This window comes from Nocardioides sp. T5 (assembly GCF_048161455.1).
Taxonomy (GTDB): domain Bacteria; phylum Actinomycetota; class Actinomycetes; order Propionibacteriales; family Nocardioidaceae; genus Nocardioides.
The window spans coordinates 2,186,330-2,201,415 of sequence record NZ_CP182415.1; the positions used below are offsets into that span (position 1 = coordinate 2,186,330).

9 protein-coding genes are annotated in these 15,086 nt (G+C 71.3%); 5 read left to right on the forward strand and 4 right to left on the reverse strand.

Annotation, left to right across the window (positions count from 1 at the left end; all coding sequences use genetic code 11):
- The first annotated feature begins 29 nt into the window (after nt 1-29).
- Complete coding sequence (gene polA, locus ACNKF0_RS10645; protein ID WP_416958207.1) at nt 30-2,732, forward strand: DNA polymerase I; 2,703 nt, start codon at nt 30-32, stop codon at nt 2,730-2,732.
- On the opposite strand, the gene ACNKF0_RS10650 is transcribed toward polA, so the two are convergent.
- On the reverse strand, nt 2,726-3,994 hold the full coding sequence (locus tag ACNKF0_RS10650) for a lipopolysaccharide biosynthesis protein (RefSeq protein WP_416958209.1): 1,269 nt from the start codon (nt 3,992-3,994) through the stop codon (nt 2,726-2,728). The two genes, polA and ACNKF0_RS10650, sit on opposite strands and share 7 nt — an antisense overlap.
- Before the next feature lie 103 nt (nt 3,995-4,097).
- Between ACNKF0_RS10650 and ACNKF0_RS10655 the strand changes: the two genes are divergently transcribed.
- Together ACNKF0_RS10655 and ACNKF0_RS10660 are read left to right on the forward strand one after the other, a co-directional pair.
- Nucleotides 4,098-5,726, forward strand: a complete 1,629-nt coding sequence (locus tag ACNKF0_RS10655; protein WP_416958211.1) for a hypothetical protein — start codon at nt 4,098-4,100, stop codon at nt 5,724-5,726.
- Between the two features lie 61 nt (nt 5,727-5,787).
- Complete coding sequence (locus ACNKF0_RS10660) at nt 5,788-5,943, forward strand: hypothetical protein (protein WP_416958213.1); 156 nt, start codon at nt 5,788-5,790, stop codon at nt 5,941-5,943.
- Between the two features lie 34 nt (nt 5,944-5,977).
- On the opposite strand, the gene ACNKF0_RS10665 is transcribed toward ACNKF0_RS10660, so the two are convergent.
- A complete protein-coding gene (locus ACNKF0_RS10665) occupies nt 5,978-7,135 on the reverse strand; it encodes a glycosyltransferase family 4 protein (protein ID WP_416958215.1) in 1,158 nt (385 codons plus the stop codon).
- A gap of 46 nt (nt 7,136-7,181) precedes the next feature.
- Here ACNKF0_RS10665 and ACNKF0_RS10670 point away from each other — a divergent pair, with 46 nt between their 5' ends.
- Nucleotides 7,182-7,922, forward strand: a complete 741-nt coding sequence (locus ACNKF0_RS10670; protein WP_416958216.1) for a class I SAM-dependent methyltransferase — start codon at nt 7,182-7,184, stop codon at nt 7,920-7,922.
- On the forward strand, nt 7,919-12,016 hold the full coding sequence (locus ACNKF0_RS10675) for an alpha-(1->3)-arabinofuranosyltransferase (protein ID WP_416958218.1): 4,098 nt from the start codon (nt 7,919-7,921) through the stop codon (nt 12,014-12,016). Before ACNKF0_RS10670 ends, ACNKF0_RS10675 begins: the two co-directional genes overlap by 4 nt.
- Here the strand turns inward: ACNKF0_RS10675 and ACNKF0_RS10680 are convergent.
- Nucleotides 11,908-13,131 (reverse strand): acyltransferase family protein, encoded by a 1,224-nt coding sequence (locus tag ACNKF0_RS10680; protein WP_416958220.1) that lies wholly within the window; start codon nt 13,129-13,131, stop codon nt 11,908-11,910. The two genes, ACNKF0_RS10675 and ACNKF0_RS10680, sit on opposite strands and share 109 nt — an antisense overlap.
- Nucleotides 13,128-14,948, reverse strand: a complete 1,821-nt coding sequence (locus tag ACNKF0_RS10685) for a hypothetical protein (RefSeq protein ID WP_416958222.1) — start codon at nt 14,946-14,948, stop codon at nt 13,128-13,130. Before ACNKF0_RS10685 ends, ACNKF0_RS10680 begins: the two co-directional genes overlap by 4 nt.
- Nucleotides 14,949-15,086: the final 138 nt, after the last annotated feature.

Below are 15,086 nucleotides of genomic sequence, written 5' to 3' on the forward strand. Positions count from 1 at the left end.
CTGTCGGTCGTGACGGATAGAGTCGGCGGGTGCCTGAGACGAGCGAGACGACCCGCCCCCGCCTCCTGCTGCTGGACGGCCACTCACTGGCCTACCGGGCGTTCTTCGCGCTGCCGGTGGAGAACTTCGCGACCGCCTCCGGGCAGCACACCAACGCGGTCTACGGCTTCACCTCGATGCTCGTCAACGTGCTGCGCGACGAGGCGCCCACCCACGTGGCCGTGGCGTTCGACAAGTCGCGCCAGACCTTCCGCCTCGAGGAATACAGCGACTACAAGGCCAAGCGCAACAAGACCCCCGACGAGTTCAGCAGCCAGCTGCCGTTGATCCGACGCGTCCTCGACGCGCTGCACATCCAGCACCTGTCGATGGACGGCTACGAGGCCGACGACATCATCGCCACACTCGTGACCGAGGCGCTCGCCGAAGGGATGGAGGTGCTGATCCTCACCGGCGACCGTGACTCGATCCAGCTCGTCACCGAGTCCTCCACCGTGCTCTACCCCATGCAGGGGGTGAGCAACCTGGCGCGGATGACCCCGGCCTACGTCGAGGACAAGTACGGCGTCCCGCCCCACCGCTACCCCGAGCTCGCGGCCATCGTGGGGGAGACCTCCGACAACCTCCCCGGTGTCCCCGGCGTGGGCCCGGGCTTCGCGGCGCGGTGGATCAATCAGTACGACGGCCTCGACAACGTGATCGCCCATGCCGACGAGATCACCGGCAAGAAGGGCGAGGCGCTGCGCGCCCACCTCGGCGACGTCATCCGCAACCGCCGGCTCAACGCGCTCGTGCGCGACCTGACCCTGCCGGTGCGCCCCGACGGGATGGCCCGCCAGCAGTGGGACCGCACCGCCGGCCTCGAGCTCCTCGACGAGCTGGAGTTCCGCGGTGAGCTGCGCACCCGGCTGCTCGACACGATCGACCCCGACCCGGGCGACGCGGTCGAGGCCGAGTCCGGCTTCGAGCTCGACGGTCGCCGCCTGGGCGCCGGTGAGGCCGCGGTCTGGCTCGAGGAGCACGCGCCCGTCGGCACGCGGGTGGGGGTGTCCGTGCAGGGCAGCTGGCGCGCCGGCACGGGCGAGGTCGTCTCGCTCGCCGTGGCGACGCGCGAGGGCGACGCGGCCTGGGTCGACGTGACCGACATCAGCACCGACGACGACGCGGCCGTCGCGGCGTGGCTGGCCGACCCGGAGCGTCCCAAAGCGATCCACGACGCCAAGGGGCCGAGCCTGGCCCTCGCCGCGCGCGGGTGGGGGCTCGCCGGTCTCGAGGTCGACACCGCCCTCGCGGCCTACCTCGTCCAGCCCGACCAGCGCTCCTACGACCTCGCCGACCTGACCCTGCGCTACCTCAAGCGCGAGCTGCGCCAGGACACCGTCGACGCCGACCAGCTCAGCTTCGACGCGATGGACGACACGACGGCCAGCGACGCTGCGATGCTGACCGCCCGGGCGGTCCTCGACCTCGCGGACGCGCTCGACGACGCGGTCGAGGAGCACGGCGGCACCCGCCTCCTGCGCGAGGTCGAGCTCCCGCTCATCGCGACCCTCGCGCGCATGGAGCAGGTGGGCATCGCGGTCGACATCGACTACCTCGAGGGCCTGGAGTCGGAGTTCGGCGACCAGGTGCGTGCCGCGGCGACCGACGCCTACGACGTCATCGGCAAGGAGATCAACCTCGGCTCTCCCAAGCAGCTGCAGGTGGTGCTCTTCGACGAGCTCGACATGCCCAAGACCAAGCGCACCAAGACCGGTTACACCACCGACGCCGACGCGCTGCAGCAGCTCTTCGAGAAGACCGAGCACCCCTTCCTGCAGCACCTGCTGCGCCACCGCGACGTGATCCGGCTCCGCCAGACCGTCGAGGGCCTGCTCAAGACCGTCGCCTCCGACGGCCGCATCCACACCACCTACAACCAGATCATCGCGGCGACGGGCCGGCTCTCGAGCACCGACCCGAACCTGCAGAACATCCCGATCCGCACCGAGGCCGGTCGCCGCATCCGCGAGGGCTTCGTGGTCGGCGAGGCCGGCGAGTCGCTGATGACCGCCGACTACAGCCAGGTCGAGATGCGGATCATGGCGCACCTGTCCGAGGACGCGTTGCTCATCGAGGCGTTCCGCTCCGGCCAGGACTTCCACTCCATCACCGCCGCCCGCGTGTTCGGCGTCGCCGCCGAGGACGTCAGCGTCGAGCAGCGCGCCAAGATCAAGGCGATGAACTACGGCCTCGCCTACGGCCTGTCCGCGTTCGGCCTCTCCCAGCAGCTGCGGATCTCGACCTCGGAGGCCAAGGGCCTCATGGACGAGTACTTCGAGACCTTCGGCGGCGTGCGCGACTACCTCGGCGGCATCGTCGACGAGGCCCGGCGCTCGGGGTTCACCGAGACCATCCTGGGCCGCCGCCGCTACCTCCCCGACCTCACCAGCGACAACCGCCAGCGCCGCGAGACCGCGGAGCGGATGGCGCTCAACGCACCGATCCAGGGCTCGGCCGCCGACCTCGTCAAGGTCGCCATGCTCGGCGTCGAGCAGGCGCTGGCCGAGCAGGGGCTGCGCTCGCGCATGCTGCTCCAGGTCCACGACGAGCTCGTCCTCGAGGTGGCGCCGGGGGAGGAGGACGCGCTCGCCGCCCTCGTCCGCGCCGAGATGGGCGGCGCTGCCGACCTCGCCGTCCCGCTCGACGTCTCCATCGGCACCGGGCGGAGCTGGCACGACGCCGCTCACTGAGTGGTTGAGCGCTCCTTCAGCTTGACGAAGCTGATGGGGAGCAGCACCACGAGGAGCGCGAGATCGACGGTCAGCACGACCGCGAGGAGCTCGCCGACGGTGGAGACCATGGTCGTGGCCAGGGCGACGACCACTCCCAGCGCCACCCAGATCAGCGCCATCGACACCGTGCCCTGGCGGGCGAGCACCGAGTAGACCAGCAGGTGCAGGAGCGACATGCACGTGCCCAGCACGGCGAAGACCCAGAGCAGGCCGCTCACCTCGTCGTACTCCTGACCACCGGCGAACATGAGCACGAGGTCGGGGAACAGAGCTGTGGCCAGCACACACGCCCCGCCCAGCCCGCCGACGACCAGCAGGCTGCCGGACAGGGCACGTGACGAGTTGTGGCCCGTCGACATCGACGGGAACGCGACGACGACGACGAACTGGGGAAGGAACATCACGGCGCGGGAGACGATGAGGCCGGCGGCGTAGAGGCCGGAGTCGTGCGAGTCCAGCACTGAACGGCCGACAAGCATGTCGATGTTGGTCAGCGCCAGGTAGGCGAACAGCGCCTGCGAGTTGAGGACGGCCTCCTTGATGACCGGGAGCAGTCCGTGACGCGCGTGGACGTCACCGGCCTCGCGGGCGTGCCGCAGGACGACGAGGCCGTAGAGGAAGGGTGCGTAGAAGCCCAGCGCGACCCCCAGGAACGCCATGAACTCCGTGGGCCGCCAGAGGATCAGTGCGAGACCGATGACGAGCCGGGGGACGCCCGAGAGCACGTACATGGTCGCGAGCTCGCGCCAGCGTCTCTCGCCCTGCAGGATGCCCATCTGCGCACCCGCCATCGTCATCGGCACGGCCGCGACGGCTGCCAGCACGGCCGTCGGCATGCTGTCCAGGTCGAGCAGGCGGTTGACGAGCGGGGCGCCGAGGAGCAGCACCGCGCCCAGCGCCAGCGACGCGCGTGATGCCACCCGGAGGATCTCGCGCTCGATCTGACCGACGTGGGCGGGGTCGGCACTGATGCGTCGCGCCGCTGTCGCCTGGAGCCCGAGCATGACGACGCTGAGGATCATCACGAGGTTCATCAACGCGAAGAAGGCGCCGTAGGGGACGGGCCCGATGATCCGCGCTGCTGCCATCGTGAACCCGTAGGTGGCGACGTTCATCAGCATCATCGCGACCGCGATCTGCCCACTCCCGGCCAGCCAGCCGCGGCGTCCCCCACGAGGACCGACGACGTCGTGCGACCGGTCGCGGGGTCGTGTGGACATGCGGCACACCCTAAGGTGTCCCACCGTGGGACCACGGGTCGATGGGGCGACACCACGCTTGCGTGGGCTGCTGTTGCCGACGGCCTGGGCAACGTTGCTCGGGGTGCTGCTTCTCGGCGGCGCGCTCGGTCTCGGCTACGTGCTGAGCTACGACATGGTGTGGGTGCCGGACCTCCGCCTCGGCGCGGATGCGCTCGGGCTCGGCACCGCGCTCCCGCGAGCCGTCCCCTCCGATGCCGTGGTGGCCGTCCTCGACGAGGCGCTCGGAGGCATGCTGCTGCAGAAGCTGGTGCTGCTGGTGCCGCTGGTGGCAGCAGGTTCGGGCGCGGCCGCCCTGGTCGGCCCCGGCGTCTTAGCACGTCTGGTGGCGACGTCGGTCGCTGTATGGAACCCGTTCGTGGTGGAGCGGCTCGCCATCGGGCACTGGCCCGTGCTGGTGGGCTACGGCGTCCTGCCGTGGGTGCTGCTGGCGGGCGCCGAGTGGCGTCGGTCAGGCGTGCTCCCGGCGAGGCTCCCGATCCTCCTGCTCCTCGGGAGCCTGAGCGCGTCGACCGGGATCGTCACGGCGATCGCCGCGTGCGCGGCTGCCGCGCAACGGGGTAGTCGTCGCTGGTTCGCCCTGGCAGGGATGCTCACGTTGGCCAACTTGCCCTGGCTGGCCTCGGGGCTGCTCCACGCCGGCAGCGCCACGTCGAGCGCCGACGGTGCGGACGTCTTCGCGCCGAGCGGGGACGGACTCCTGCCGGGGCCGCTGGCCTTCCTGTCGCTCGGCGGGACCTGGAACGCCCAGGTGGTGCTCCCATCGCGGTCCGGCGCGCTGGGCGTCGCCATGACGGTCGTCCTGGCGGTGCTCGCGGTGCTGGCTGTCCGCCGGGGGTGGTCGCAGGTACCGGCCGGGCTGCGGCGCCCGCTGGTGGCGTGCTGGGTCGTGGGTCTGAGCCTGACCGTGGCGACCTGGGCACTGCCGGGTGTCACGGGGTGGCTGTCCAGCACGGTTCCGGGAGCGGGGCTTCTCCGGGACGGCTCCCGCATGCTCGCCCTGGCGGCGCCGCTGACCGCCGTGCTGGCGGGGCGCGGCGCCGAGGTCCTGGTGCACGCGCTCCCGGACGCGTTCTCTCGCGCCATGATCGCGATGGCCTGCGTCCTGTTCCCGGTCGCGCTCATGCCGGACGCGGCGCTCGGTCTCTCCGGACGCGTGGCGGCCGTGGACTACCCGGAGCCGTACGCAGACCTGGCCGCTGAGCTCCGGTCGCGCCCGCAGGGCGATGTCGTCCTGCTGCCCTTCCAGAGCTATCGCGCCCCGTCCTGGAACAACGACGGCCGGCCGGTGCTGGCGCCGCTCGGCCGCTACCTGCCCCGCGGCGTCGTCGTCGAGGACCGGCTGGTCGTCGACGGACGCCCGCTCGCCGGGGAGGACCCGAGGGCCGCTGACGTACGACGCGCACTGGAGGCGCCGGACGAACGCCAGCGGGCTGCCGGCCTGCGCGATGCGGGCATCCGGTACGTCCTCGTCGAGCAGCTCCCGGACGTGGACGTGCCGGACGTCGAGGGCGACGTCGTCCGGCAGTTCGACGGGCTGATCCTGATCGACCTCGGGCCCGCGGCGCCGGAGCCCCGCCCGCCTGCCGCGTGGGTGGCCGTGATGTCACTGGCGTGGGGCGGTTGGATCGGCCTCGCGGTCATCGCCCTCGTGCAGTGGTGGCGGGATCGTCGCCGGCGGGCGGCGCGATAGTTGCGCAGAACTGGCTACTGGCTGGTACCTTGCAGACATCGCCTAGGAGGTCACCGGAGTCATGGGTTCAATCATTGCGCCGATCGTCAGCATCCTCGTCGGTGGCGGTCTCGCCGTCGCCACGCTCACCGGTGTCGTCACGAGCCAGACCAGTGCGCCGGAGCAGTCGCCCGGCACGATCAACACGCCGGAGTTCAACTACGGCGTCACCGAGTGACGACGGCCTGACCGGCCTCCGCCGCCCCGCGGGGTCACCCGGCGTCGGGATCCTGGGCGTCGACGCGCTCCCCGCGCAGGACGGCGGCCACGACGTGGGCGAACGACTCCTGGGCGTGCTCCCACGTGAACCGGTGGCTCATCTCGAGTGCTCCGTCGCCGAGTCGGCCTCGCAGCCCGACGTCGTCGAGCAGGTCGCGCAGCGCGTCGACGAGCTCCTGCGGCTGGTCGACCAGCAGCCCCGACACGTCGTGGGCGATCGACTCCCGGGTGCCGCCCGCTGACCCGTAGGCCACGGTCGGTGTCCGGTGCATGCCTGCCTCGCCGACGACCAGCCCCCAGCCCTCCTTGAGGGACGGGAGGGCCAGCGCCCACGCCTGCGCGTAGACCTCGTGCTTGCGGGTCTCGTCGACGTGGCCCTCGAACACCACGGTGTCGCCCGCGCCGCGCTCGGTGGCGTAGCGGTGCAGCTCGGCCTCCCACCACCCGCTGCCCACCACGTGGAGGCGCAGGTCGGGGTGGTCGTGGCGCAGGGTGAGGGCCGCATCGATCGCGTGCTCGACCTGCTTGTGCGGCACCAGCCGTCCGACCACCGCGATCGTCGGGTGGGCCGACTTCCCGACCCCCGCCGCGACGGTCGGGTCGGTGCCGTTGTGCACGACAGCGATGCGTCGGCGGTCGACGCCGAGGGGGACCAGCTCGTCACGGGTGGCGCGCGACACCGCGACGTACTGGCACGAGCGGTAGAGCCGGGGAGCGAGAGCGTGCTCGACCGCCCAGCCGACCTTGCCGACGAGCCCGGGGTAGACGACGGGCCACTGCTCACGGTGCACGTGGTGCACGAGCACGACGACGGGTGCCTTCGTGGCGGCACGGGTGAAGAACGGCAGGCCGTTCTGGACGTCGACCACCAGGTCGACCGGACCGAGCCTGCCTCGGGCGAGCGCCTTGAACCCCTCCGAGTAGACGGTGAGCTTGGACCCGCGCCGGATGTACCGGATGCCGTCGACGACCTCTTCCGGGGGTGCGGCCGCGTGGGCGGCGCAGAAGATGGTGACGCGGACGCCGCGCTCGACCAGCCCGCGCGCCATCTTCTCGAGGTAGCGCTCGGCGCCGCCGCCCTCGGGGTTGTGGGTGTCGCGCCAGCTGAAGAAGGCGACGTGGCGCCCCGCGAGCTCGTGTCGGTCAGTCATCGGCGAGAACCCTACCGCCGAGTCACTTGTCGGTTAGGGTCTGCGGGTGCTGACGAGGACCCCGCCGTGGCGCGCCGACCTCTCCCGGTCGCTACGGCTGTTCCGGGAGTTCGGCCACGAGCAGTCCGACCCGGCCCGGTTCTACACCGCCCTCGCCCGCGACTCCGCCGATCAGGTGTCGCAGTACCACGACCTGTCGGGCCAGCTGATGCTCGACGTGGGGGGCGGCCCCGGGTACTTCCGGGAGGCGTTCGAGGCGGCAGGCGCGTCGTACGTCGCCCTGGACGCCGACGTGGGTGAGCTCGCCGGCGCCGGGTCGATCGACGCCCGCACCGTCCTCGGCAGCGGCATGCAGCTGCCGTTCCGCGACGCGGCGGTCGACGTCTGCTACTCGTCCAACGTCCTGGAGCACGTCGAACACCCGTGGCAGATGGCCGCCGAGATGGTGCGCGTCACGCGGCCGGGTGGACTGGTCTTCATCAGCTACACCACCTGGTGGGGTCCGTGGGGCGGACACGAGACAGCGCCCTGGCACTACCTGGGCGGGCGCCGGGCCCGGCGACGCTACGCCCGACGCCACGGTCACGAGCCGAAGAACAAGTTCGGCGAGTCGCTGTTCGCGGTCTCCGTCGCCGACGGCCTGCGGTGGGTACGCACTCAGCAGGAGGCCGACGTGGTGCACGTGCTGCCCCGCTACAACCCCTGGTGGAGTCGTTGGCTGCTGCGCGTCCCGGTAGTGAGAGAGGTCGTCACGTGGAACCTGGTGCTCGTGCTGCGCAAGCGGTGAGCCAGCAGGAGTCGCGATTCGGCTGGCGGCTCGTGGCTGCCTGCGCGCTGCTGACGGGTCTCGCGCTGATCCAGTCGGCGGGTCTCGTGGTCGCCGACACCAAGCTCGACCTCGCGATCGCGCCGGTGGACTTCCTCGGTCGAGCGGCTCACCTGTGGGATGCCGAAGGGGCTTTCGGTCAGCTGCAGAACCAGGCCTACGGCTACCTCTGGCCGATGGGTCCGTTCCACGCCCTCGGCTACCTCATGGACCTGCCGCCCTGGGTGGTGCAGCGGCTGTGGATGGCGCTCGTGCTCTGCGTGGCGTTCGTCGGGATGGCACTGCTCGCGCGCGCGCTGGGTGTGCGGTCGGACCTGGCCTGCATCGTCGCCGGCTTCGGGTTCGCACTGTCGCCCCGGATGCTGACGGTCCTGGGCCCCAGCTCGATCGAGGTGTGGCCGAGCGCCTTGGCGCCCTGGGTGTTGCTGCCCCTCGTGCTCGGGAGCCGTCGCGGCTCTCCGGTCCGGGCTGCGGCGCTCGCCGCCCTCGCGGTGGCGATGGTGGGCGGCGTCAACGCGGCGGCGACGTCCGCAGTGTTGCCGCTCGGAGTCCTGTGGCTCCTGACCCGCGAGCCGGGACCGCGCCGCCGCTCGATGATGGTGTGGTGGCCGCTCTTCACCGTGCTCGGAACGCTCTGGTGGTTGGTGCCGCTGTTCCTCCTCGGTGCCTACAGTCCGCCGTTCCTCGACTTCATCGAGACCGCCGCAGTGACGACCTATCCCACGACGCTGGCCGACGCGCTGCGGGGCACCTCGAACTGGGTGGCGTACCTCGATCCTGACGCTCGCGCCGGGCGCGACCTCATCACCTCGGTCTACCTACCCCTGAACAGCGCGGTAGTCGTGGCGGCGGGTGTCGCGGGCCTGGCGCTGCGGCGCAACGAGCACCGCGTGTTCCTCGTCTCCGGGGTGTTCGCGGGCCTCTTGCTCGTGACGATGGGCCACCACGGCGACGTCCAGGGCTGGTTCGCCTCGCAGCTGGGCACACTGCTCGACGGGTCGCTCGCGCCGCTGCGCAACGTGCACAAGTTCGACGTCGTGCTCCGCGTTCCTCTCGTGATCGGGTTGGCCTTCACGCTCGACGAGCTGCAATCGCGCTGGGCAGCCGCCCACGGAACGCGGACGCATCGCCTGGCCGTGTCCGAGAGGGCCAACCTGGCGTTCGTGATCGGCGTCGTCCTGGTCGCGGTGGTCGGCTCGACCTCGCCCGCGTGGGCCGGACGCCTCACGCCCGCGAAGGGGTTCGATGACGTCCCCGGCTACTGGCGCGACGCTGCTGGGTGGCTCGAGCGGGAGCAGGGCGAGCGCCCCGGTGTGGCGCTGCTCGTGCCCGGGTCGTCCTTCGGCACGTACGTGTGGGGCACGCCGCGTGACGAGCCGATGCAGCCCCTCGCGGGTAGCCCGTGGGCCGTACGCAACGCGGTACCGCTCACCCCGGCCGGCAACATCCGCATGCTCGACGAGATCGAGCGACGCATCAACGAGGGGCAAGGGAGTGCCGGGCTCGCCAGCTACCTCCGGCGGGCAGGCGTGTCCCACGTGGTCGTTCGCAACGACCTCGAGCGCGGCCCCGACATCGCAGACCCGGTCCTGGTCCACCAAGCACTGGACGACACGCCCGGCCTGGTCCGGGCCGCGGGATTCGGGCCGGAGATCGGCGGTGAGGCCAGGATCGAGGGGGGCCGGCTGGGAAAGTCTCTCGTCAACTCCGGTTGGCAGACGGAGTACCAGGCGGTCGAGATCTATCGTCTGTCGGGGGAGGTGCCGTACGCGACCGAGGCGGCCGACCCGGGAACGGTCGTGGTCGGTGGGCCGGAGGACCTCCTCGACCTCGCCGACGCGGGCGTCGTGGGCAGCGGACCGGTGCGGCTCGCCGTGGACGCGGACGAGTCCGTCGCGCCCGACCACGTCGTCCTGACCGACGGCCTGCGGGCTGTGGAGCGCAACTTCGGTCGGCTCCACGACTCGGTGTCACCGACCCTGTCGTCGGAGGAGTGGGAAGACCTCTCCCGGTCGGGGGTGCCCGACTACGCGCTCGAGGGCGGTCCACGCTGGCTCACGTTCGCCGAGCTCTACGGGGCGGCGTCAGTGACTGCCTCCAGCACGCAATCGAATCCCAACTCGCTGGGCCTCACGCGCAGAGGGACACTCCCCGAGGCTGCGCTGGACGGCGATGTGCGGACGGCCTGGCGGTCGGCCGCCTTCACGTCCGACGCCCACTGGTGGAGTCTGGACCTCGGCTCGCCGCGGGAGCTGGGTGTGGTCACGGTTCGTGCCGGTGACGCAGGCGACGAGCTCCTGGTGGTGTCCACCCCGGACTGGGAGTCGGAGCCGCTGCGCTTCGCTCCCGGCGAGTCACGTTCGGTCGAGGTGCCCGGCGCCACGTCCTCCGTCACCGTGACCGACGTGTCCGAGAGGCCGGGGAACGTGCTCGAGCTCGCGGAGGTCGATGTCGGTGTCGACGTGGTGCGCCGCCTGGTGCTGCCCGCGACGCCGGAGGCATGGGGCACGCCCGACACGATCGTCTTGCGCCGCCTCGACGACCGTAGGACGGGATGCGTCCGGCTCGACGAGGTCGTCAGGTGTGCGGCGCACAAGGCCGGCTCACCGGAGGAGGCCCGGGACGTACGTCGGCGCTTCGTGTCGCCGACGAATGACGTGGCGTCGGCGCGCCTGTACGTGAGCCCCGACCCCGGTCCGGCGCTGGACAGGGTCATCCTGGAGGACCAGCCTGTTTCCGTCACTGCGACGTCTGCTGGGGTGGACGACCCGCGGGCGAGGCCGGTGGCGGCGGTGGACGGCGACACCGCCACGACGTGGATGGCGTCCTCCGCAGCACTCAACCCGGAGCTTCGACTGTCATGGCTCGGGCAGCGAACCGTGACGGGTCTCGGAATGAGCGTGAACAGGGTCGTCGCGGCGCGGCTGCCGGAGCGGGTCGAGCTCTCGTGGCCCGGTGGCACGCGAACGGTCTCGCTGAGGCGCGGGTCCGCTCGGTTCGACCCGATCCGTACCGATCAGCTCGCGATCCGGGTGCTCGACGCCGAGCCGGCAGCGGACCTCGGGTTCGACGGGTCCTCCCGCAACGTGCCGATTGGGGTCTCCGAGCTCGTCCTCCAAGGCGTCCCCTACCTGCCGCTGGACCTGCCCGACGAGCCGGTTCGCACCCGCTGCGGCACGGGTCCGACCATTCGAAGCAACGCGGTCTCCCAGCGCACGCGAGTCGTGGGGAGTCCGGCGGACATGCTGGCTGGCCGGCGGCTCGAGGCAGTCCTGTGCGGAGGCGACGTGGTGCCGCTGCGCGCGGGCGTGAACGACATCGACCTCCTGGCGTCTGATGCGTTCGTCCCGGACGTCCTGGTCCTGGGCGACGCCGCGGTCGTCGCGGACGGCACGGCGCTGCCGACCGAGCAACCCGACCCCGTCCTGCGTCGGGTCGACGTGCCGGCCGGGGGCGGCGTGGCGACCCGGGAGAACGCGAGCCGTGGCTGGACGGCCGATGTTGACGGCGACGGTGTCGCTCCGACGATCTTCGACGGCTGGCGCCAGGGTTGGACGACCCCCTCGGCTGGTCACCTCGCGATGTCGTTCGCGCCCGATCGCGCCTATCGCGCGGCCCTTCTCGGTGGCTCAGTGGCACTCGGCGGTCTGCTGGGGGTCGCGTGGGTCGTCCGCCGCAGGCGCAGCGCTGCGCGAGCGGCCCGGCGCCGCGGCCGGCTCCCGGTCCTGGCGCATGCCGGGGTCGTGCTGCTGGTCGCCGGCCTGGTGGCGGGCCACGTGGGCCTGGCGGTCTCGCTGGTCGGTGCAGCAGGCGCCGTGGCCCTGCACCGCAAGGCACCTGAGGCGGGGGCGTGGTGGCTCGGCGCTCCGTTGGTCGCGACCTACGCCGCCTACGCACTGCGCCCGTGGGGTGGCGCGGCGGGGTGGGCCGGTCAGCTGGCCTGGCCTCACCTGCTGGTCGTGCTGTGCCTCTCGGCCGTTGCGGCCTGGGTCTGGCTCGACGAAGAGCGCCGGCCGCGCCCGAGCCGGAGGGCCGGCCGCTCCACGACGCGGTAGAGCACCTCCGCGGCGGCGATGCTGATGACCAGCGTGAGTGCCCACACCTGGAAGCCGTCGCCACCGAAGAGCCGGTAGTCGGTGCTCCAGAGCACGAGGCTGATGATCGACAGGTGGAGGCAGAAGATGCCGTACGAGATGTGGCCGAGGTGGCGGGCGACACGGTGCGACATGAGTCGCCCGTAGCCGCGTTGTGGATCGGCGAAAATTCCGCTGAGCACGATCAGTCCACCGATGACCGAGTAGACGAGGTTCTTCAGCAGGGTCTCCGAGGGGGTGCCTGCGACGAAGAGCACCGGGCCCGCGAGCGGCGTGGACACCGCGAGCACGAGCCCGGCCACGAGGGTCCAGCAGGTGCCCGGCATACGACCGAGCTCGACGAGCCGCCGCTCCACGCCGGTGCTCACGCCCTGCTGGTGGCGCACGTGGAGCAGAGCGAGTGCGACGCCGACGGCGAACCACGTCAGGTAGCCGGGCAGCCAGAGGCCGGTGCTGCCGGCGACGTGGGGGTCGAGCAGGGAGGTGCCCTCGAGGTGCCACCACACGGTGACGGCGGCCATGGCCGCGAGCAGTGCGAGCGTGCGGCGTGGACGCAGCGTCCGGCGACGGCCGCGCCCGAGGGCCACCAGCATGAGCAGGGGCAGGAGGGCGTAGAACGCCACCTCGACGGAGAGGCTCCACATGTGGGTGAGTCCGTGCGGCAGCTCCTCGCGGACGTAGATGTCGAGGAGCAGCAGCGTGGAGAGCCAGTCCAGCGGGCCCTCGTCGGCGTTCTTCGGGAAGAGCGACAGTGCCAGGACGGCGGTGACGAGGTAGGCGGGGGCGATCCGCAGGACCCGTTTCCGCGCGTAGGGGCCGAGGTCGGGCGCCGGACGCGCGATGGCGGCCCGGGCCAGGTGGGGGCGCGCGAGGAGGAACGCGGAAAGCACGAAGAAGATGGCGACGCCGACGTCGAGCCGGGCGAGGAACGTCCCCCAGGCTCCCGACCCGAGGTAGCTGCCGGTCTGGAAGGCGGCGTGGGTGGTCAGGACCGCGATGGCGCCGATGGCGCGAACCGTGTCGAGCGCTGGGAACTCATGTGACACCTCGACGTGGGCGGCGGAGTCGGTCGTCATGGCAAAGGCGCTCCCGGCTCGGGCTGTCCGACCTCGATCGTGTCCACGCAGAGCGTCGTCCCCGCGTCGAGGCCGTCGATCGTGACGTGGTCGAATCCCCCGTCCAGCAAGACGTACAGGTTGTTGAGACCGCTGCGCACGCGCGTCTGCACCGAGGTGGAGCCGGCGGAGACGGTGACAGGAGAGTCCTGGCTGCTGAGGTAGCCGATGCGCGCCCACCACACGAAGTCGAAGGCGTCGCCGGCGAGTGGGATCCGTCGTCCGCGTTCGGTCACCCTCCACCCGCAGCCCGCGACGGGGCCCGGGAGGGAATCGACCCCACGCTCGATCACCACCTGGCGCAGCGACCCGTCGTCGCCGACGATGGCGAGGTCAGGGGACACGTCCGGGAAGTGGACCGCATCGGTCACGAGTGGCGCCAGGAACTCGAAGTTGTTGGCTGGTGCGGCCAGCTGGGACATGACGTCCTCGGGCACGACGCGGTCGACCATGTCGGTGCGACCACGGGCCTCGATCTCGGTCCGGAACCGGTCGAAGAAGGGCCGGGCGGCGTTGTCCTGGTGCCACGGGCGCACGTAGCCGAGCGAGCTGACGAGGCTGCCGACCAGGACGACGACCAGCAGCGCTGCGCCGACGCCACGTGGCGCCGCGTGGATGCGAGGCACGTCCCGGAGCGCGGACGACCCGGGTGCGCCGGGCAGGTCGATGAAAGCGAGGCTGAAGCACAGCGCTGCAACCAGGGGGACGTCTGAAAGGTAACGGGAGTCGGTGCCCAGCGTCGCACCGAGTGCACCGGCGCGCCCCGTAAGGACGAGGAGGAAGGTTCCGCCGACGAAGCCGAGGAAGAGCAACGTGGCTCGACCGGTCCTGATCCGGCGCAGCCAGGCATACGTCACGACAGCGACCACGACGACCCAGGACAGGTGTACTGCCCACGACGGCGGGTCGGCGAACGCGTTCGGGGGCGCCGGGACGTCCCACTGCCAAGGCCCGCCCACGAGGCCGCTCACGAGCGTCGTGCCCAGCAGGGTGCCGGCGAACTCGCCCACCAGCCGTGCGGTGACCGGAGTGAGCTGTCCCGGCACGGCACTCACGTAGTAGCCGACGTACCCCAGGCCGACGACGAGCAACGGAGCGAAGGTCAGCAGTTGCCACCGCAGCCCGTTCAGCCGCTGCCGCAGGCCATCCCCGGAGGAGAAGTAGGCAACGCTGAGGTAGGCGAGGAGCGGCAGGAGGAACAACGCCTTGGGCCAGAACGCCAGACCGAGGCAGAGCGCGACCATGCACACCACGAGCCACCCGATCCTGCGGGTGCGGAGGCAGCGCACCCAGGCGCCCACGCCGATGGCGAGCGTGAGCTGCAAGGGCAGCTGCTGCATAGCCGCGATGAACCACATGTAGGAGGGGAGGGAGAGGGGGAGGAAGAGGTAGAGGGAGAAGGGGACCAGGATGGCCCGGCGAACGCCGAAGAGGCTGACCAGCATCCAGAGGCAGGCGACGCTGGCGAGGGCCTGCCCCCCGACGAGGATCAGCGCGGCCGGCCACCACTCCGTCGGCCCCGTGCCGCGAATGACCCAGTAGACCGACTTGGCCACCGGCATCAGGTGACCGTTGTACGGCTCCATCAGGTAGCTCCAGCGACCGGCCTCGGCGTAGCGCCTCAGGAAGACGAGGTCGTCGAGGAAGTACCAGCTCGACCAGGCAGCCCACGTGCGGAAGCCGAGCTGGGCGAGCAGCAGCACTCCGGCCGTCGCCAGAACCGCGGTCCGGGAGTGGCCGAGCCCGTCGGACAGGCGGGTGAGGGTACGGCTCACCACGGTGCGCTCGTGCGCTCCTGCAGCTCGGCGCCGCCCGGACTGTTCGGGAGCGACTGGGGGACTGGTCACCACGTTTTATGAAGTCCATCCGGGGGGTTCGTTGATCTCGTTCCCGCGCATGCTACTTGCTGGTACCGT